The following is a 19,228-nucleotide window of genomic DNA, read 5'->3' on the forward strand; positions in this document are numbered from 1 at the left end:
TGCACCGGGGCGGCCCGCGGCCGCGTCCGTCAGTCCTTCGGACGATGTGCCGGGGAACTCCGGGGGCGTATCGTCCGTTGCGCCCTTGCGTCACGACAGCGGAGTCGTGCCCGTCCTGCCGACCGTCCGTATGGAGTGAGCGTGTTCCGACTTGCCCGCCTGTCCCTGGCGAACCGCGCCGTCGTCGCCCTGGCGACGATCGCGATCTTCGTCTTCGGGGCGATGAGCCTGGGCTCCCTCAAGCAGGAGCTCATCCCGTCGCTGGAGCTTCCGGCGGGCGCGGTCGTCGCGACCTACCCGGGCGCGTCCCCGGAGGTGGTGGAGCAGCGCGTCACGGAGCCGCTCGAGGCCGCCGCCCAGTCGGTGGAGGGCATCGAGTCGATCGGGTCGACGGCGTCCACCGGCAGCTCGGTCACCACCGTGCAGTTCGAGTACGGCACCGACATGGACGCGGCCACGCAGCGGCTCCAGACCGCCGTCACGCGCACCCAGTCCCAGCTCCCCGAGGACGTCGAGCCGCAGGTCGTCACCGGGTCGCTCGACGACCTGCCCGTCATCCAGCTCGCGGCGGCCGCGGCCGACTCGGGCGAGGACGTCGACGCCGCGGCGCTCGCCGACACCGTCGACACCGTCGTCGTGCCCGCGCTCGAGGACCTCGACGGCGTGCGCTCCGTCGCCGTCACGGGCGGCGAGACCGACCAGGTGCTGGTCGACGTCAACGCGAAGAAGCTCGCCGCGGCCGGCCTCACCACGCAGGACGTGGCCGACGTGCTCAAGGACAACGGCGTCGTGCTGCCCGCCGGCACCGTTACGGACGACGACGTCACCTACTCCGTCCAGGCCGGCTCCAGCATCGACAGCGTCAAGGAGCTCAAGGCCCTCCCGATCGTCCCGGACCCCGCCGCGGGCGCGGGCGCGACCACGGGCGCGGGCGACGCCACCGGCGGCACCACCGGCCAGATCGGCGACGGCACGGGCGCTCCGCCCGCCGACGGCTCCGCGCAGGGCACCACCCCGCAGACCCCGGCCGCCCCCGAGCCCGTGACGCTCTCCGACGTGGCCTCCGTCAAGGTCGTGCCGGTCGAGGCGACGTCGCACTCCCGGCTCGACGGCGAGTCCTCGCTGGGCGTCGCCATCACCAAGACCCCCGACGGCAACACCGTCGACGTCTCCCACGCCGTCCAGGACGCGATGGACGACCTGAAGCCCGAGCTGGACGACGCCGGCGTCACCACCGCGGTCGTGTTCGACCAGGCGCCGTTCATCGAGCAGTCGATCGAGGGCCTCGCCACCGAGGGCGGGCTCGGCCTGCTGTTCGCCGTGATCGTCATCCTCGTGTTCCTCGTGTCGCTGCGCTCGACCCTCGTGTCGGCGGTGTCGATCCCGCTCTCGCTGGCCGTGACCTTCGTGGTCATGAACGCCACCGGGTACACGCTGAACATCCTCACGCTCGGGGCCCTCACGATCTCGATCGGCCGCGTCGTCGACGACGCCATCGTGGTCATCGAGAACATCAAGAGACACCTGTCGTACGGCGAGGACAAGAAGGCCGCCATCCTCACCGCCGTGCGCGAGGTGGGCGGCGCCATCACGGCGTCGACCATCAGCACGGTCGCCGTCTTCCTACCGATCGCGCTGGTCGGCGGCATGGTAGGCGAGCTGTTCCGGCCGTTCGCGATGACCGTGGCGATCGCGATGCTCGCGTCGCTGGTCGTGGCCCTCACCATCGTGCCGGTGCTCGCGTACTGGTTCGTCAAGGCGCCCACCACGGCCCTGGACCCGGCCGAGGCGGAGCGCGTCCGCGAGGCCGCCGAGGCCAAGGAGCGCCGCGGCCTGTGGCAGCGCGCCTACGTGCCGAGCCTCGGCGCCGCGCTGCGCCACCCGTGGGTCACGCTCGTCGTCGCGGTCGCCGTCCTCGGCGGCACCCTCGCGCTCGTGCCGCGCCTGGAGACGAACTTCATCGGGGACTCCGGCCAGGACACCGTCACCGTGACGCAGACCTTCGAGACCGGCGCGTCCCTCGAAGCGCAGGACGCCGCGGCCGCCGACGTCGAGGACGCCCTGGCCGGCGTGGACGCGGTCGAGAGCGTGCAGACCACGGTCGGCTCCGGCGACGCCGCGACGGCCGCGTTCATGGGCGGCGGCTCCGCGCCGCAGGCCACCTTCGCGATCACCCTCGACCCCGACGCCGACGGCGTCGCCGCGCAGGGGGACATCCGCGACGCCGTCGAGCCGCTGGCCGACACCGGCGTGACGTCCGAGGTCAGCGTCTCCGGCGGGGACTCCGGCTTCGGCTCCAGCACCGTGGACCTCGTCGTGCAGGCCAACGACAGCGACGACCTCGAGACCGCGGCCCAGCAGGTCACCGACGCGGTGTCCGACCTGGACGGCGTGGCCGAGGTGACCAACGACCTCTCCGCCGCCCAGCAGGTGGTGCAGGTGACCGTCGACCGCGAGAAGGCCGCCGAGGCGGGGCTGACCGAGACGCAGGTGTCCGGCATCGTGTCGGGCGCGATGGACCCGGAGCAGACCGCCGGCGAGGTGGACCTCGGCGACGGGCCGATCGACGTCGTCGTGAAGACCGGCGACGCCCCGGCGACGCAGGCCGATATCGAGGACCTCGAGGTGCCCACCGCCGCGGGCGCGGTCCCGCTCACCGACGTCGCGACCGTCGAGAAGGTCGACGTGCCCACGTCGATCTCCCGCACCGACGGCGCGCGCTCCGCCACGGTCTCGGTGACGCCCGAGACGCAGGACGTCGGCACGCTGAGCGCCGACATCACCACCGCGACCGACGACCTCGACCTGCCCGCCGGCGCCACGGTGGAGATCGGCGGCGTCGCGGCCGACCAGGCGGACGCGTTCTCCGACCTCGGGCTGGCGCTCGTGGCCGCGGTCGCCATCGTCTACCTGGTGATGGTGGCGACCTTCGGGTCGCTGGTGCAGCCGCTGATCCTGCTGGTGTCCGTGCCGTTCTCGGCCACCGGCGCGCTGCTGGCGCTGCTCGCCACGGACACCCCGCTGGGCGTCCCGGCGCTGATCGGCGTCCTGATGCTGGTGGGCATCGTGGTGTCGAACGCCATCGTGCTCATCGACCTCATCAACCAGTACCGCGAGCGGGGACGCGGGCTGGACGAGGCGGTGCGCGAGGGTGCCCGGAAGCGGCTGCGCCCCATCGTCATGACGGCGCTGGCGACGATCTTCGCGCTGACGCCGATGGCGATCGGCCTCACCGGGGGCGGGTCGTTCATCAGCCAGCCGCTGGCGCTGGTCGTCATCGGCGGCCTCATCTCCTCGACGCTGCTCACGCTGTTCGTGGTTCCCGTGCTCTACGAGCTCATCGAGCGCCGCAAGGAGCGTCGCCGCGGTGGCCGGGACATCCGTGCGCAGCGTCGGGCGGAGAAGGCGGAGCGTGCCGCGGCCCGCGCCGCGGCCAAGGCCGAGAAGGCCGAGGAGGCCGCCGCCGTCGCCCGCCGGGCGTCGGGCACCGACCCCGCGTGAGCGTCACTCCCTGAGCGTCACCGCCCGAGCGTTGTGGGTGGGCTCGTGGCCCCGTTTCGTCGCGAAACAGGGCCACGAGCCCACCCACAACGCTCGGGGTGGCGGTGCGTCAGGCGTCGCGGCGCCTCAGGGTGACGGCCGCGACGACGAGCAGCACCACCGTGTACCCGGCGAGGACGGCGTAGCCGACCCACGGGTCGAGCAGGGCGTCGGTCTCGGCGCCGCGCGAGATGACGCGCTCGCCGGCCACGCTGGGCAGCAGCTTGTTGACCCAGTCGGTCCACGCGGCGTCCGTCGCCTGGACGACGATGCTGAAGATGAGCGGCACGACGAAGAAGATCGCGACGACCGTGAAGATCGCGCCCGCGCTGTGCCGCATCAGGGTGCCCACGGCCAGGGCGAACGCCGCCACGGTCGCGAGGTAGAGCACGCAGCCGGCCAGGGCGCGCACCTGCTCGGCGTCGGAGAGGTCGACGCTCAGGCCGGCCCGGTCGAGCAGCGGCGCCGTCGCGACGTAGGCGATGGCGAGCGCGACGGCGACCACCACCGCGGTGGTGAGCACGATGACGACGAGCTTGGCCCACAGCACGGGGAGTCGCCGAGGCACGGCGGCGAACGTGGACCGCACGGTGCCCGTCGAGTACTCGCTGGTGACGATCAGCGTGGCCAGCACGCCCACGGCGAGCGCGCCGAACGAGTAGCCGAAGGTCACGATCGTGGTGCCGGTGAGGCCGATCGCCTGCAGCCCCGGGTCCTGCGACATGCCCTCGGACATCTCCGGGGTGTCGGCGGCCACCTGCATGATCGCGGCCATCATGAGCGCCAGGCCCACCATGACGACGGCGGTGATCGCCACCGTCCACACGGTGGAGCGCAGCGTGCGGAACTTGATCCACTCGCCGCGCAGCACGCGGCCGAACGTGACGCGCTGGACGGCGACGGCCTGCGTGGCGCCGCGGGCGGGTGCGGTCGTGGTCATCGGGGCGCTCCGTCCGGGGTCGGGCCGGCGGCGTCGTCGAGCGCCTCGGCCTGGTACTCCACCGCGTCGGCCGTGAGCTCGAGGTAGGCCTCCTCGAGCGTCGAGGCGACGGGGGTCAGCTCGTGCAGGACGACGCCGCCCGCGGCGGCGAGCTCGCCCACCCGGGCCGCGTCGACGCCGGTGACCTCGAGGGCGCCGTCGTCGCCCGGCGCGACGGTGCCGCCCTCGCGCCGCAGCGCGTCGGCGAGGTCCGCGGCCTGCGGTGAGCGCACCCGCACGACGTGGCGCGAGGCGCCGTCGACGAGCTGCTGCACCGGCATGTCCGCGAGGATGCGGCCGCGCCCGATGACGATGACATGGTCGGCGGTGAGCGCCACCTCGCTCATCAGGTGGCTGGACAGGAAGACGGTGCGGCCCTCGGCCGCCAGGTAGCGCGCCAGGTTGCGCACCCACAGCACGCCCTCGGGGTCGAGGCCGTTGACGGGTTCGTCGAGGATGAGGGTGCGCGGGTCGCCCAGCAGCGCGACGGCGATGCCGAGCCGCTGACCCATGCCGAGGGAGAACCCGCCCACCCGCTTGCGCGCCACGGCCGCCAGCCCGGTGAGCTCGACGACCTCGTCCACCCGCGTCGGCGCGATCCCGTGGGTCGCGGCCAGGGCCAGCAGGTGCTGGCGCGCCGTACGCCCGGGGTGCACCGCCTTCGCCTCCAGCAGCGCGCCCACCTCGGCCAGCGGCCGGGCGTGCTGGGCGTAGGGCCGGCCGTTGACCGTGACGTCCCCGGCCGTCGGGCGGTCGAGGCCCATGATCATGCGCATCGTGGTGGACTTGCCGGCGCCGTTCGGGCCGAGGAAGCCCGTGACCGTGCCGGGCCGCACGGTGAACGTCACGTCGTCCACCGCGAGCTGCGGTCCGTATCGCTTGGTGAGTCCGTGTGCTTCGATCATGTCGCCCCTGGCGTCATCTCGGGTGCCGTCGTCGCGGGAGCACGGGTCGTTCCGAGCCTACGTGTGCGACGACGCCGCGTCATGGGCAGGGACCGGGTGATCTACGCCGACCGGGCATGCTGCCCTCATGCGCACCGGTGACCGGCACCACGACCTCGACCTCGCCCTGGCGGCGGCGCTCTCCGGCGCCGAGCTGGGCCTGCGGTACTTCCACCGCGTGCAGGAGCTCGCGCGCGAGCACAAGCTCGACGGCTCCGTCGTGACCGCGGCCGACCTCGCGGTCGAGGAGCAGGTGCGCGCCGTGCTGCGCGCCGCGCGCCCCGACGACGCGTTCCTCGGCGAGGAGACCGGGGAGCTGGGCGCGGGCCGACGCCGGTGGATCCTCGACGGCATCGACGGCATCGACGGGACGCTCGTCTTCGTCGAGGGCGACGACCGGTGGCAGACGCTGATTGCGCTCGAGGAGGACGGCGCGGTGACGGTCGGCGTCGCGATCGTGCCCGCGCAGGGTCAGGTCTGGTACGCCGCGCGCGGGCGGGGCGCGTTCGTCGCGGACGTCGTGGAGGGGTGCGTGACCGGTGCCCGGCGGCTGCGGGTCGGCGGCCCGCCGGAGTCTCTCCGGGCTGCCCGGACGGCGGTGCTGCCGCCGGTGGCCATGGTGCCCGGGCGGTACCGGGCGGAGGTGGACCGGCTCGTCGGGGCGGCCGACGTGGCCGACTGGCGCGTGCACGGCGCCCTGCTCGTCGCCGCCGGCGAGCTCGACCTCGCCGTCCAGGTGGGCGGCAAGGTGTGGGACTACGCGCCGCTGGCGCTGATCGTCGCCGAGGCGGGCGGTGTGTTCGGCGGGGACGACGGGCGGCCGCACCCCGTGACGGGCACCGGGGTGTTCGCCTGCGACGCGCGCACGGCGGAGCGGGCCCGTGCGGCGCTCGCGCCCCGGCCCGAGGCGTAGGGCGGGTCACGGCTGCGTCTCGATCGCCCCATCGTGCGCCGGGAACCTCTCGGGGCCGCGATGCGTTCCCTACGATGGATCGCACGGCCAGCGACCCGGCACTGCGCGCGCGACGACCCGTCGTCGGGCACCCGGCAGCCGCGACCAGGAGGAGTTCATGAGCAACCCCGTCTTCTCGAACAGCGACGTCTTCGGCGAGCCCCGCCGTACCGGCGCGCGCCAGGCGGGCCGCCCCGGCGGCACCGCGACGGCGCAGCCGCAGTACGGTGCGTACGGCGCCGGGACCACGGGCGTGCAGGCCGCGGACGCCGCGAGCCTCGACGCCATGTACCAGGCGCCGTCGGCCACCACCGCCGACACCAAGCGCCTCACCTACGACGACGTCGTCATCAAGACGGGCGGGCTGCTCGCGCTGCTCGTCGTCGTGGCGGCCGCCACGTGGACGATGGCGCCGGGCATCTGGCCGGTCGGCATGGTCGTCGGGCTCGTGCTGGGCCTGGTGAACGCGTTCAAGCGCAACCCCAGCCCCGTCCTGATCATGCTGTACACGGTGGCGCAGGGCGTCTTCCTCGGCGGCATCTCGAAGTACTACGAGTCGTTCTACGACGGCGTGGTCGGCCAGGCGGTGCTCGCCACGATCTGCACCTTCGGCGCGGCGCTGCTGCTCTTCCGCTCCGGCAAGGTCCGCGTGACCCCGAAGTTCACCCGCTGGCTGCTCATCGCCATGGTGGGCTACCTGGTCTTCTCGCTCGTCAACGTCGTCCTCGTGTGGACGAACGTGCTCGACGGCTGGGGCATGCGCGGCGGCACGCTCGGCATCATCATCGGCCTCGTCGCGGTCGGCCTGGCCGCGGCCTCGCTCATCGTCGACTTCGACTCGATCAAGCGCGGCGTGGAGCAGGGCGTCCCGGCCAAGTTCGCCTGGTCGGCGGCGTTCGGCCTGCTGGTCACGCTGATCTGGCTGTACCTGGAGTTCCTGCGCCTGCTGGCGATCTTCCAGAGCGGCGACTGACGCTCCGGCTCGTCCCCGCTACGCACGGCCCGGCGGCCGGTCACCCCACGGGGTGGCCGGCCGTCGTCGTTCCCGGAGCGGGTGCGCGTCGCACCGCCCAGGCGACCAGCAGCAGCCCGACGGCGACGAGCACGCCGTGCCCGACGCGCAGCGCCGGGGTGCCGAAGAACTGCGGCAGGTAGAGCAGCAGGCCGGCGGCCAGCGGCACCACGGACCACCGCGGGCGGAGCCCGCCGCGCCATGCCGCGACGGCCGCGAGGATGCCGGCCGCCGCGACGAGGGCGAGGCCCAGACCGAACAGGGCCATCGCGGCGGGCTGCTCCCGCAGCACGTCGACGTCGGCGAGGAGCGCCGGGTCGCCGTCGCGGAGCGCGGCCTGCGCGATCGTGCGGATGCCGAAGATCTCGGCGCCGAAGTACAGGGCGCACAGGCCCGCACCCGACCACGACGTCACGACGGCGGCGGTGGCGGCGCGGGAGCCCGGACCGCCGGCGGCCGGCGGCGTGCGGTGCAGCACCGACCGCAGGCCGAGGAACGTCGGCGCGAGCAGGCCGAGCCCGGCGATCCCGCACAGGTGCGCCAGCACCCAGCGGTCCGACGCGAATGCCTGGGCGAGCGCCAGGCTCGGCACGGACTCGTCCGGCCACGGCCGCAGCACGGGGAAGAGCAGCAGGAGCATGCCTGCCGCGACGGCAGCGGTGGCGGTCCAGGCCACGGTGGCCCGTGCGGGGGCGTGCGTCGTGCCGGGTGCCGGGGCAGGAGCCGTGGGCGGCGTCGTCGGGCGGGCTGCGGGGGAGGGGGTCGTGCGGGTCATGGCTGCTCCTGGGAGTCGGGCGACACCGGCGCGTCGGCCAGGGCGAGGACGCCCGCGACGAGCATGTCGACGAGGGCGTCGAAGCTGCGGTCGAGGTCCTCCGGCAGGCGGAACCCGCCGCCGAGCTCGAGGGCGACGAACCCGTGCACGCCCGCCCGCACCACGCGCACGGCGTCGACCGTGCGGTCATCGGGGAGGCCGAAGCCGCGCAGCACCGCCGCGACCAGGGCGACGACGCGGGCGCCGGCGGCGCGGTGGTCGGCCTCGTCGGGAGCCTCGGGGTCGGGGGCGAGCTGGACGGCCGCGTACCGGCCAGGGTGCACCAGGGCGTAGGCCCGCCACGCGTGGGCGAGGGCGCGCAGGGCGTCGGGGCCGGCGCGCCCGACGGTCGCCGCCGCGCTCGCCGTCGTCAGCTCGTCGAGGGCGACCAGCGCGACCTCGCGACGCAGCGCCGCCAGCGATCCGACGTGCTTGTAGAGGCTGGGCGTGGCGACCCCGGCGGCCGCGGCCACCTTGGCGAGGGTGAGGTCGGCGAGGCCCGTGGGCCCACCGGCGTCCACCTGCTCGAGGGCGAGGCGGACCACGGCGTCCCGCGACAGCCCGGCCCTAGGCACGGGCGCCCCGCTCGCCTCGCTGGTCGAGCCGCTCGAGACCCGCGAGGAAGTCGAGGGCGGCCGGGACGAGGGCGTCGGGTGCCTGGTGCTGCGGGTAGTGGCCGACGCCGGGCACCAGGAGCTCCTCGCCGCCGAGCGCGCCGCGCATCCGGGCCAGCTCCGCGCCGGCGTCCTGGTAGTCGGGGTCGAGCTCGCCGACGACGACGAGCGACGGCGCCTGCACCTTCGCGACGAGCGGCTCGATCACCGAGTGGTCGAGGGCGACCGCCAGGTCCTTGAACGACCGCAGGTGCGCCGGGTCGGCCATGCTGCGCCGGATCCGCGCGACGTGCTCCGCGTGCCGGGGGGACTTGCGCCCCTTGGCGAACATCGAGGTGTAGAGCGAGGCCCACGCCGCCGCGCCCCACGGGCGGACGAACAGCGCGCGGTACAGCAGGCGGTTGACGCGCAGCTGGGTGGGAGAGCCGAGCTCTCGCAGGTGGGGCGCGAGCAGCACGAGCCCGCGCACCAGGTCGGGGCGCTCCGCGGCGGCCCACACGGCCGCGGACCCGCCCATCGAGCTGCCGACCAGCACGGCGGGTCCGGCGTCGAGGTGCTCGACCAGCGCCACCAGGTCGGTGCCGGTGGCGACGTCGCCGTGGGTGGTGAACGTGGTGTCGGAGTCGCCGTGACCGCGCAGGTCGGCGACGACGACGCGGTGGCCGGCGGCGACGAGCGCGGGGACGACGTCGTCGTAAGTGGAGCGCAGGTCGCCCATGCCGGGGACCGCGACGACGAGCGGACCGGTGCCCTCGTCGGTGTAGGCGAGGCGCCCCTCGGGGCGGGCGAGGTACCGGAGCTGCGTCCGTGTGGTGTCCATAGCCATAAAGCTAAACCTATTAGCCAGTGCTCGCAAGAGGTGCTCAGAAAAAAGTTCGGGCGCGATGTCGATCCCGCGGTTCCCCGTTCGACCTCGGGATGAGAAGGTCGCCACGAGGGTGACCCGGATCACGACAAGGAGCAGGACGATGGCCAAGTACATGCTGATCATGCGGGGGACCGACGAGGGCACGGCCACCTACGAGGAGATGGACTTCACCGAGGTCATCGCCGCGATGGGGCGGTACAACGAGTCGATGATGAACGCCGGCGTCCTCGCCGCGGGCGAGGGGCTGTCCGACGCGTCCGAGGGCGCCGTCGTCGACTTCTCCACCGACACGCCCGTCGTCACCGACGGTCCCTACGGCGAGACCAAGGAGCTGTTCAACGGCTTCTGGATCGTCGACGTGGCCTCGAAGGAGGAGGCCATCGAGTGGGCGAAGCGCGCGCCTCTGGCCGGCCCCGGGAACAAGCTCGAGGTGCGCCGGGTGACCGGGCCGGAGGACTTCCCGCAGGACAACGAGTGGGTGCAGAAGGAGCAGGGGTGGCGCGAGGAGCAGGCCCAGCGGGCCCAGTGACCGACGCCGTGCTCCACGACGGAGGCCGCGCCGACGACGGCGCGGCCTCGCGTCGCGTCGTCGAGGCGGTGTGGCGCATCGAGTCGAGCCGCATCGTCGGCGCGCTCGCGCGGTACACGAACGACTTCGCGCTCGCGGAGGACGTCGCGTCCGAGGCGCTGGCGGAGGCCCTCGTCACCTGGCCGCGCGACGGCGTCCCGCGCGACCCGGTGGCGTGGCTGCTCGCGACCGGGCGGCGTCGCGCGATCGACGCGTTCCGGCGCCGTGCCGGGCGCGACGAACGGTACGCGGCGCTGGCCCGCGACCTCGGCGAGGGCGGCGCCGTGACGGGCGGGCCGGGCTCCGTGCCCGAGACGGGCGACGACCTGCTGTGGGACCCGGACAAGATCGAGGACGACCGGCTCGCGCTGCTGTTCGTGGCGTGCCACCCCGTGCTGGCGAAGGAGGCGCGGGTCGCGCTCACCCTGCGCGTCGTGGCCGGCCTGAGCAGCGAGGAGATCGCGCGGGCGTTCCTCGTGCCCGTGCCCACGGTGCAGGCGCGCATCACGCGGGCGAAGAAGACGCTGACGGCCGCGCGGGTGCCGTTCGAGGTGCCGGCCGCCGACGACCGGGCCGAGCGGCTCGGCTCCGTGCTGAACGTCGTCTACCTCATCTTCTCGGAGGGGTCGACGGCGTCGGGCGGTGACGACTGGATGCGCCCCGACCTGGCGTACGAGGCGGTCCGCCTCGCCCGCGTGCTGACCCGGCTCGCGCCGGAGCCGGAGACGTTCGGCCTGCTCGCGCTGCTCGAGCTCACCGCGGCCCGCTTCCCCGCCCGCACCGGGCCGGACGGCGAGCCCGTGCTGCTGGAGGACCAGGACCGGCGGCGCTGGGACCGGTCCGCGATCCGGCGGGGCCGCGAGGCCCTCGCCCGCGCGGTCGCCGTCGGGCGGGGCCTCGGCCCGTACGGGCTGCAGGCCGCCATCGCCGAGCAGCACGACGTCGCGCCGTCGGTCGCCGGGACCGACTGGGAGCGGATCGTCGTGCTGTACGAGGCGCTGGGCCGCGTGGCGCCGTCGCCCGTCGTCGAGCTCAACCGCGCCGTCGCGGTGGCGATGGCGTCCGGGCCGGCCGCGGGGCTCGCGCTGGTGGACGACCTCGTCGCGCGCGAGGTGCTGTCCGGGTCGTACCTGATGCCGTCGGTGCGTGGCGAGCTGCTGGCCCGGCTGGGGCGGAACGACGAGGCGCGCGGGGAGCTCCGGCTCGCCGCCCGCCTGTGCGGCAACGCCCGCGAGCGCGGCGTGCTGGAGGCGAAGGCCGCCGCCCTCTGACCCGCGACTTGTCAGAGCCAGGGCGGGCCATACCCCTACCTGGTTCTGACAGGCCGGCGGGGGAGGGTGGCGACGGCGACGCCGGCCAGGGCCAGCACGCCGCCGACCAGGACGACGGGCGCCGGGACCTCGTCGAGGAGCAGCCAGGACATGAGCACCACGAGCGCGGGCACCGAGTAGGTCGACGCGGCCGCGCGGCCGGCGCTCACGCGGCGCAGCACGTAGGCCCAGGTGCTGAACGCGATCGCGGTCGGGAAGACGCCGAGATAGACGACGCCGAGCAGGGACGACGGCGGCGCGGCGGCGGCCTGCGTCACGAGCGCAGGCAGGAACGGCAGCGCCGCGACGGTGCCGGCCAGGCAGCCGAGCCACGTCATGGTGAGCGCGTCGACGTGGGGCAGGAGCCGCTTCTGCAGCGTCGCGGCCCCCGCGTACAGCACCGCGGTGACCAGGCCGAGGAGGACGCCGACGGCGTCGAACCGGCCCGTCGTCGTGGCGACCGCGATCACGACGACGCCGGTGAACGCGATCGCGATCCCGACCAGCAGGCGCCGGGGGAACCCCTCGCCCAGCAGGAACCCGGCGAGGACTGCCACCAGCATCGGCGCGATGTTGACGAGCAGCGCCGTCGTGCCGGCGTCGAGGTGCTGCTCCGCGGCGTTGAGGGTGAGGTTGTAGGCGCCGAACCAGGCCACGCCCCAGACGAGCACGAGCAGGAGTGTCCGGCCTCGCGGCAGCCGCACCGGGGTGCCGCGGCGCAGCCGCGCGACCAGCAGGATCACGGACAGGGCCGCGGTGCCGACGGCGACGCGGCCCAGGGTGAGGGCCCCGGCGTCCAGATCGTGCCCGACGGCGCGGACTCCCACGAACGCCGACGCCCACAGCACCGCGGTGACCGCCATCGCGGCCACGGTGAGCGCGCCGCGACCGGTCGGGGCCGCGGCGGCGGGAGGGGCGGCGGCACGGGTCGGAGTCGTCATGGGCACGATCGTGCCCCCGCGCGTCCCGTCAGCACCAGTTCAGATATCTACCGAACACTTCAGCCACGCTGTATCGTCGCCAGCATGCTCGACGTCCACCGCCTTCGGGTCTTCCGCTCCGTCGTCGCGAGCGGGTCCGTCGCCGCGGCGGCCGCCAACCTCGGCTACACGCCGTCCGCGGTCAGCCAGCACGTGGCGGCGCTCCAGCGTGAGACCGGGCTGCGGCTGCTCGACCGGCACGGCCGGGGCGTCCGGCCGACGGCGGCCGGGCTGGCGCTCGCGGCGCAGGCCGACGGCGTGCTCGCCCGGCTGGGGGAGGCGGAGACGTTCGTCGCCGACCTGCGCGCCGGCCGCACCGGCGCCGTGCAGCTCGCCTACTTCGCGTCGGTCGGAGCGGCCTGGATGCCGGCCGTGGTGCACACGCTGACGACCCAGTTCCCCGGGGTCCGGCTGGACCTCGAGCTGCGCGAGGACGTCCCGAGCGACGCCGCGGAGCGCGCCGACCTGCAGCTCGTCGTCGCGCAGTGGGGCGACACGCCCGGCGCCGCGGGGTTCAGCGCCCACCACCTGCTCGACGACCCGTACGTGGCCGTCGTCCCGCACGACCACTCGCTGGCCGGGCGCGACGAGATCGAGCTCGCCGAGCTGGCCGGCGACCGGTGGATCGACAACGACTTCTCCCGCGGGTGGTGCCGCCGCAACCTCCTGGAGGCCTGCCGCGCCGCGGGGTTCAGCCCGGCCTTCGCGGTCGAGGCGCACGACTACCCGACCGCGCTCGCGTTCGTCGGCGCGGGCATCGGCATCACCGTGCTCCCGACGCTCGGCGCCGCCCACCTGCCGCCCGGCACCGTCGCCGTGCCCGCCGTCCGGCCCACCCCCGTCCGGTCCATCCATGCCGTGGTGCGCGACGCCGTCGCCGACACCCCGCCGGTGCGGGCCGCGCTCGGCGCGCTGCGCGACGTCGCCAGGTCACGGGCCGGGGTCGCCGCGTAGGCTGGACGGCGCATCTCCGCCCGGGCTGCTGCCCGGCGGTTCCCCTGGATGACGACGACGAAGACGAGGTACCCCTGTGACCACGCTCCCCACCGCCACCGGCGGCTTCGGCGACAAGCCCGAGATCACGTTCCCGGACGGCGACGCCCCCGGCGGCCTGCAGGTGCAGGTGCTCGAGGAGGGCACCGGCCCGGTGGTCGACGCCGGCCGCACCATCGTCGTCAACTACCTCGGCCAGACGTGGGGCGGCGGTGTGTTCGACAACTCGTACGACCGCGGCCAGACGATCGACTTCCCGATCGGCGTCGGCGCCGTCATCGGCGGCTGGGACAAGGGTCTGGTCGGCCGCAACGTCGGCGACCGCGTGCTGCTGTCCATCCCGTCCGAGCACGGCTACGGCCAGCGCGGCGTGCCGCAGGCCGGCATCCCCGGTGGCGCGACGCTCGTCTTCGTCGTCGACGTCGTCGGCGTGCGCTGAACCGACGCCCGGGCGTGACGCGGGGCCGGCACCCGACGGGTGCCGGCCCCGCGTCGTTTCAGCCGTCGTTCAGCCCTCGAGGGGCTCGACGGCCAGGGTCGTGTGCTGGTTCTCCAGGCCCTCGATCATGACGACCGTGCAGCCGGTGACCCGTCCCCGCCAGGTCGCCGCGACCTCCAGGTCCGGGCGCGGCTCCAGGGGGTAGCGGTTCGGCGTGAAGCTGTTGCCGCCGTTACCGCCGGCCGACGCGTGCACGTGGTTCATGTACCGGATGCCCGTGTCCAGGTCGACGACGACCGGCAGCCGGAACGCCTCGAACCGGTCCGACCCCTTGCGCTTCTTCTCGGGCCGGGTGTCGGCGAACTCCGTGATCTCGACGGTGTGCCCGACGGGGATCGGGGCGGGGTAGTTGAGGGCGACGGTGCGCGGCATGGCCACACCCTAGGGGCGCGCCGCCGGGGCTCAGCGGCGGCGGGACCGCGTGACCGTGAACTTCGGGTTCTGCTCGATGTGCACGGTGGGCCCGACCGAGCGGGTGAGCGCCTGCTTGTAGTGCAGGGCCGTGTTGAACACGCACCACAGCTCGCCGCCCTGCCGCAGCGCGCGGCCCGCCGCGGCGAACATGCGGTGCGCGGCGTCGGTGCGCACGGCGGCGCGGTCGTGGAACGGCGGGTTGAGCAGGATCAGGTCCACGCTCTGCGGCTCGAGGCCCTCGCCGGCGTCGTCGCGCAGGACGGCGACGCGCTCGCCGACGCCGTTCGCCTCCGCCGTCGCGCGGGTCGAGGCGACGGCCGCGGCCGACCGGTCCGTGCCGATCACCCGGGCGTCCGGGTAGCGCAGCGCGAGGACGGCGGCGAGCAGGCCGGTGCCGCTGCCGAGGTCCAGCGCGTCGTGCACGCGCTCGGCGTCGGGCCACTTGGCCGCGGTGGTGAGCAGGAAGCGCGTGCCGAGGTCCAGGGCCGGGCCGGCGAAGGTACCGCCGTGCGCGACGACGGCGACGCCCTCCGGCGCCGGCCCGCCCGCGGCGGCCGCGGCGGTCAGCAGCTCGGCGTCGCGCAGGACGGCGCGCGCGGGGAAGGACGGCGCGGCCTCGCGCGCCTCCGGCCGGACGCCGCGCGCGATCAGCACCCGTGACTTCTGCCGCGCCAGGCTGGCGCGCACGTCGGTGAACGACGCGGCCAGCCCCTCGTTCATCGAGCGCGTCATGTGCTTGACGCGGCCGCCCGCGAGGACCGTGACGTCGTCCGCGGCGTGCCGCGCGATCGCCTCCGCGATCTCGGTGAGCTCCGCGAGCGACGGCGGCAGCTGCAGCAGCACCAGACGGGCGCCCGCGAGCAGCTGGGACGCCTCCGTGTACAGGTCCGCGCCGACGATGTCGACGCGCCGGCCCCCGCGGACGAGGTCCATGACGTCCGCGGCGAGATGGTGGTCGAGGGCCGCCTCGGCGGTGGTGGCGTCGGTGAAGGTGCGCACGCGCGCGGGGCCGAGCGTCAGCGCGCCGAGCGTGAGGGCGCCGAAGCGGTCGCCCAGCACCACGACGTCGTCCGGGCCGGCGCCGGCCAGCAGGGGAGCGGCCTCGTCGAGCAGCAGCCGGTCGGTGGCGTCGACGGCGACGGGTCCGTCCGCGCGGGAGCCGTCCTCGGGCCAGGGGGTCAGCTCGGCGAGGACGGCCGCCAGCCGGGCGGCCGGGTCGTCGGGAGCCGCGGGATCGGGCGTGGCGTCGGGCTCGGGGGAGAGGTGCACCCGACCAGTCTCCCCGACGCGGACGGTCCTGCCCGACCGCGCCCTACCCTGGCGCCATGAGCGAAGCCCCCGCCGCGCCGGAGCCCGCATCCACCGCACGCGTGTCGATCACCTACTGCACGCAGTGCCGGTGGTTGATGCGCGCCGCCTGGGTGGCGCAGGAGCTGCTGCAGACGTTCCGCACCCGGCTCGGCGAGGTGGCGCTGGTGCCGGGCACGGGCGGCGTCTTCCGCGTCGAGCTCGATCCCGGTGACGGCCGCCCCGTCGTGCTGTTGTGGGACCGCAGCGCCGAGGGCGGGTTCCCGGAGATCCCGCCGCTCAAGAAGGCGATCCGGGACGCCGTCGCGCCCGACCTCTCGCTGGGTCACACGGACCGGGCCGCCGCCCGCGAGTGACGAGATCGGTCATCCGGTTCGAGATCGGTCGACGTACGGACCGATCTCGAACCGCATGACCGATCTCAGGCGGTGCTGTGGCTCAGCGGGAGCGGCGCGCCTGGCGGGCCGCCTGCTCCGCGGCCTTGGCCTTGACGCGGTCCTCCTCCTCGCGCACCTTGGCGGCGGTCTCCCGCTCGGTGACGAGCCACGCGGGCGGGTCCTGCCGCAGCTCGTCGATCTGCTCGGTGGTGAGGGGCTCGGTGATGCCGCCGCGCGCCAGCCCGGCGATGGAGATGCCGAGGCGGCCGGCGACCACGGGCCGCGGGTGCGGGCCGTTGCGGCGCAGCTCCGCGAGCCACTCGGGCGGGTTGGTCTCGAGCTGCTCCAGCTCGGCGCGCGTGACGCCGTGCTCCTGGAACTCGGGCGGGGTGGCGGGCAGGTACACCCCGAGCTTCTTCGCCGCGTTCGTCGGCTTGAGGACCTGCTGGGAGAAGGGGGTTCCGGCCATGGGCACCAGGGTAGTCGCGGCAGGCGGAGCGGCGCGCCCACGTAGCCTGGTGCCGTGACCGACCAGCCGGGCGAGGCCCGCGACGACACCGTTGACGGCGGCGACCTCGACGACACCTTCGACGAGGCCCCCGGCGCGACCGTCGACGACGGGCGTCCCACCTTCCGGCTCGGGTACGTGCCGGGCGCGACCCCGGGTCGGTGGGCGCGCACGTGGCGCGAGCGGCTCCCGGACGTCCGGCTCGACCTGGTGCAGGTCGACGCCGCCGACGCGCCCGCCGCGCTGGCCGACCGGCGCGTGGACGCTGCGATCCTGCGACTGCCCGTGGACGGCGACGTCCTGCACGCCATCCCGCTGTACACGGAGCTGCCGGTCGTGGCGGTCTCCCGGGACCACCTGCTCGCCGCGACCACCGACGAGGAGGTCGTCACCGCCGCCGACGTCGCGGACGACGTCGTGTGGCTGCCCGCGGACGACGTCCTCTACCCGGCGGGCGAGCCCGTGCCCGGACGAGCGCCCGAGGCGTACGACGACGGCGCGGGCGGCGTCGTCGAGCCGGAACGCCCGGTCACGGCGGCCGACGCGATCGCGCTGGTGGCGACGGGTGTCGGGGTCACGATCGTCCCGATGTCGCTGGCGCGGCTGCACCACCGCAAGGACGTCACCTACCGGGTGCTGGACGGCGGGCCCGGGGCGCCGGTGGGCCTCGCGTGGCTCGTCGACGGGCTGCCCGACGACGTCCGCGAGCTGGTGGAGGAGATGATCGGCATCGTGCGCGGCCGCACCGTGAACAGCTCTCGCGGGCGCGCCGGGCGCGAGCGCGCCGAGGCGGCAGAGCCCGCGCGCGGGGCGGCCGACGGGAGGCGCGGATCCGGACGGCGGGACGCTGGCCGGGCCGAGGGGAGGGCGCCGCGGCCGCGCGGCGGCGGCGGCAAGCCGGGCCGTGGCCGGCCCCGTGGCGGGCGCGGGCGCCGCTGACGCGATCGGACCCGTCGGCGGCACGAGCTGACGACCAGGCCGGTTCAGCCGGAGAAGCTCCCGGAGCCCGCCGCGAGGGTCCGCACGGTGTCGACCGTGTCGGCCTCGGCGGCGGTCTTGTCGTCCCGATAGCGCACCACCCGTGCGAACCGCAGCGCCATCCCGCCGGGATAGCGGGTGGAGCGCTGCACGCCGTCGAACGCGATCTCGACCACCTGCTCGGGGCGCACCTGCACGACGTACGACGACCCGTCGGCGGGCGACGTCGCCAGCTCGGTGAAGCGCTCGGTCTGCCAGGCGAGCATCTGGTCGGTCATGCCCTTGAACGTCTTGCCCAGCATGACGAAGCCGCCGGTGTCGGGATCGCGCGCGCCGAGGTGGATGTTGGACAGCCAGCCCTGGCGGCGGCCCGAGCCCCACTCGACGGCGAGCACCACGAGGTCGAGGGTGTGCCGGGGCTTGACCTTGACCCAGCCGGCGCCCCGGCGGCCGGCCGCGTACGGCGCGTCGAGGGCCTTGAGGACCAGGCCCTCCTGCCCGGCGGCGACGGTGTCGGCGAAGAACCGCTCCACCTCGGCGGCCTCGGCGGAGACGAGCCGCGGCACGACGACCTCGGGCGGCAGCACGCGGTCCAGCACCTGGAGGCGCTCGGCGGCGGGCGCGTCGATGAGGTCGGCGCCGTCGTGGTGCAGCACGTCGAAGAACCGGACGCTGAGCGGCACCGTGGCGCTGCCCGCCTCCGCGTCGTGGCTGCCCGTGCGGGCCGCGGTCTCCTGGAAGGGGCGCGGGCGGCCGGCGTCGTCGAGGGCGATCGCCTCGCCGTCGAGCACCACCGATCGCACGTCGAGCGAGCGCGCCACGGCCACCACCTCGGGCAGCCGCTCCGTGACGTCGTCGAGCGAGCGGGTGAAGACCACGACGTCGTCGCCGCGGCGGTGCACCTGCACGCGGATGCCGTCGAGCTTGGTGTCGGCGGCGACGGCGGCGCCCTCGAAGCGCTCCATCGCGGCCGCGACGTCGGGGGCCGACGCCGCGAGCATGGGCCGCACCGGCCGTCCGGGCTCGAGCCGGAACGCCTCCAGCGCGGGCGCGCCGCCGTCGAGCGCGGCCCGCGCGATGGGGCCGGTGAGCGCGCTGAACATCGCCGCCCGGCGCACGACCGGCAGCGGGACGTCGGCCGCTGCCGCGATCGCGTCGAGCAGCAGGGAGTCCAACGCGCCCTGCCGCAGCTCGCCCAGCACGAGGCGCCGCACGAAGTCCTGCTCGTCGGCGGTGGCGCGCCCGAACAGTTCGTGGACGGCGGCGCGCCGGGCGGCCTGCGACCCCGCGCCCGCGAGCCGCTCGAACCGGCCGAGGGCGGCGTCGACGTCGGCCGGGCTCAACGTCGGCTCGGCGGCCGGCTCCGGCAGGCTGCCGAGGGTGCGCCAGCCGAGGCCGGTGCGACGCTGCCGCGGCCTGCCCGAGAGGAACGCCGCGACGACCTCGACCTCGTCGCCCGGTTCCGCGGAGCGCAGCGCGTCCGCGAGCAGCTCCCGCTTGCGCAGCCGCGAGCGCGTCGCGGCGACGGCGGCGTGCGTGGTGACCAGCTCCGTGAGCAGCACCCGTCGAT

The 19,228-nt window shown here is 75.0% G+C and carries 19 protein-coding genes; 9 read left to right on the forward strand and 10 right to left on the reverse strand.

Annotated elements, in window-relative coordinates; translation table 11 throughout:
• Nucleotides 1–141: 141 nt before the first annotated feature.
• Nucleotides 142–3,501 (forward strand): efflux RND transporter permease subunit, encoded by a 3,360-nt coding sequence (locus AAG589_RS13080; protein ID WP_430567680.1) that lies wholly within the window; start codon nt 142–144, stop codon nt 3,499–3,501.
• Between the two features lie 109 nt (nt 3,502–3,610).
• On the opposite strand, the gene AAG589_RS13085 is transcribed toward AAG589_RS13080, so the two are convergent.
• The gene (locus tag AAG589_RS13085) at nt 3,611–4,480 is read right to left on the reverse strand and encodes an ABC transporter permease subunit (RefSeq protein ID WP_430567681.1); all 870 of its coding nucleotides are present in this window, start codon (nt 4,478–4,480) and stop codon (nt 3,611–3,613) included.
• Nucleotides 4,477–5,424 (reverse strand): ABC transporter ATP-binding protein, encoded by a 948-nt coding sequence (locus AAG589_RS13090; protein ID WP_430567682.1) that lies wholly within the window; start codon nt 5,422–5,424, stop codon nt 4,477–4,479. The genes AAG589_RS13085 and AAG589_RS13090 overlap by 4 nt, the downstream gene beginning before the upstream one ends.
• A gap of 127 nt (nt 5,425–5,551) precedes the next feature.
• Here AAG589_RS13090 and AAG589_RS13095 point away from each other — a divergent pair, with 127 nt between their 5' ends.
• Complete coding sequence (locus tag AAG589_RS13095; RefSeq protein ID WP_430567683.1) at nt 5,552–6,376, forward strand: inositol monophosphatase family protein; 825 nt, start codon at nt 5,552–5,554, stop codon at nt 6,374–6,376.
• 157 nt (nt 6,377–6,533) lie between these two features.
• Entirely contained in the window at nt 6,534–7,388 is an 855-nt protein-coding gene (locus AAG589_RS13100) for a Bax inhibitor-1/YccA family protein (protein WP_430567684.1), read from the forward strand.
• Nucleotides 7,389–7,428: 40 nt separating this feature from the next.
• Here AAG589_RS13100 and AAG589_RS13105 read toward each other — a convergent pair whose 3' ends face one another.
• The 3 genes from AAG589_RS13105 to AAG589_RS13115 are packed head-to-tail and all read right to left on the reverse strand — an operon-like array spanning nt 7,429 to nt 9,675.
• A complete protein-coding gene (locus tag AAG589_RS13105) occupies nt 7,429–8,202 on the reverse strand; it encodes a hypothetical protein (RefSeq protein WP_430567685.1) in 774 nt (257 codons plus the stop codon).
• Entirely contained in the window at nt 8,199–8,816 is a 618-nt protein-coding gene (locus AAG589_RS13110; RefSeq protein WP_430567686.1) for a TetR-like C-terminal domain-containing protein, read from the reverse strand. The genes AAG589_RS13105 and AAG589_RS13110 overlap by 4 nt, the downstream gene beginning before the upstream one ends.
• Entirely contained in the window at nt 8,809–9,675 is an 867-nt protein-coding gene (locus AAG589_RS13115; RefSeq protein ID WP_430567687.1) for an alpha/beta fold hydrolase, read from the reverse strand. The genes AAG589_RS13110 and AAG589_RS13115 overlap by 8 nt, the downstream gene beginning before the upstream one ends.
• A 148-nt stretch (nt 9,676–9,823) precedes the next feature.
• Here AAG589_RS13115 and AAG589_RS13120 point away from each other — a divergent pair, with 148 nt between their 5' ends.
• Both AAG589_RS13120 and AAG589_RS13125 read left to right on the forward strand, forming a co-directional pair.
• Nucleotides 9,824–10,252, forward strand: coding sequence for a YciI family protein (locus tag AAG589_RS13120; protein WP_430567688.1), 429 nt, complete (start codon nt 9,824–9,826; stop codon nt 10,250–10,252).
• Nucleotides 10,249–11,562, forward strand: a complete 1,314-nt coding sequence (locus AAG589_RS13125; protein ID WP_430567689.1) for an RNA polymerase sigma factor — start codon at nt 10,249–10,251, stop codon at nt 11,560–11,562. Before AAG589_RS13120 ends, AAG589_RS13125 begins: the two co-directional genes overlap by 4 nt.
• A 35-nt stretch (nt 11,563–11,597) precedes the next feature.
• Here the strand turns inward: AAG589_RS13125 and AAG589_RS13130 are convergent, their stop codons facing one another.
• Nucleotides 11,598–12,542, reverse strand: coding sequence for a DMT family transporter (locus AAG589_RS13130; RefSeq protein WP_430567690.1), 945 nt, complete (start codon nt 12,540–12,542; stop codon nt 11,598–11,600).
• Between the two features lie 84 nt (nt 12,543–12,626).
• Between AAG589_RS13130 and AAG589_RS13135 the strand changes: the two genes are divergently transcribed.
• Complete coding sequence (locus AAG589_RS13135; RefSeq protein ID WP_430567691.1) at nt 12,627–13,535, forward strand: LysR family transcriptional regulator; 909 nt, start codon at nt 12,627–12,629, stop codon at nt 13,533–13,535.
• Nucleotides 13,536–13,611: 76 nt separating this feature from the next.
• Nucleotides 13,612–14,013: an FKBP-type peptidyl-prolyl cis-trans isomerase gene (locus AAG589_RS13140; RefSeq protein ID WP_430567692.1), complete on the forward strand. Its 402-nt coding sequence runs from the start codon at nt 13,612–13,614 to the stop codon at nt 14,011–14,013.
• Between the two features lie 69 nt (nt 14,014–14,082).
• Here the strand turns inward: AAG589_RS13140 and AAG589_RS13145 are convergent, their stop codons facing one another.
• Together AAG589_RS13145 and AAG589_RS13150 are read right to left on the reverse strand one after the other, a co-directional pair.
• On the reverse strand, nt 14,083–14,445 hold the full coding sequence (locus AAG589_RS13145; protein WP_430567693.1) for a hypothetical protein: 363 nt from the start codon (nt 14,443–14,445) through the stop codon (nt 14,083–14,085).
• Between the two features lie 30 nt (nt 14,446–14,475).
• Nucleotides 14,476–15,756, reverse strand: coding sequence for a class I SAM-dependent methyltransferase (locus AAG589_RS13150; RefSeq protein WP_430567694.1), 1,281 nt, complete (start codon nt 15,754–15,756; stop codon nt 14,476–14,478).
• 56 nt (nt 15,757–15,812) lie between these two features.
• On the opposite strand from AAG589_RS13150, the gene AAG589_RS13155 reads away from it, so the two are divergent.
• Complete coding sequence (locus AAG589_RS13155; protein ID WP_430567695.1) at nt 15,813–16,151, forward strand: SelT/SelW/SelH family protein; 339 nt, start codon at nt 15,813–15,815, stop codon at nt 16,149–16,151.
• A gap of 82 nt (nt 16,152–16,233) precedes the next feature.
• On the opposite strand, the gene AAG589_RS13160 is transcribed toward AAG589_RS13155, so the two are convergent.
• Complete coding sequence (locus tag AAG589_RS13160; RefSeq protein ID WP_430567696.1) at nt 16,234–16,641, reverse strand: DUF5997 family protein; 408 nt, start codon at nt 16,639–16,641, stop codon at nt 16,234–16,236.
• Nucleotides 16,642–16,695: 54 nt separating this feature from the next.
• Between AAG589_RS13160 and AAG589_RS13165 the strand changes: the two genes are divergently transcribed.
• The gene (locus tag AAG589_RS13165; protein WP_430567697.1) at nt 16,696–17,619 is read left to right on the forward strand and encodes a LysR family substrate-binding domain-containing protein; all 924 of its coding nucleotides are present in this window, start codon (nt 16,696–16,698) and stop codon (nt 17,617–17,619) included.
• A gap of 44 nt (nt 17,620–17,663) precedes the next feature.
• On the opposite strand, the gene AAG589_RS13170 is transcribed toward AAG589_RS13165, so the two are convergent.
• On the reverse strand, nt 17,664–19,220 hold the full coding sequence (locus AAG589_RS13170; protein WP_430567698.1) for an ATP-dependent DNA ligase: 1,557 nt from the start codon (nt 19,218–19,220) through the stop codon (nt 17,664–17,666).
• Nucleotides 19,221–19,228: the final 8 nt, after the last annotated feature.

It is taken from the genome of Isoptericola sp. F-RaC21, from assembly GCF_038593535.1.
GTDB lineage: Bacteria > Actinomycetota > Actinomycetes > Actinomycetales > Cellulomonadaceae > Isoptericola.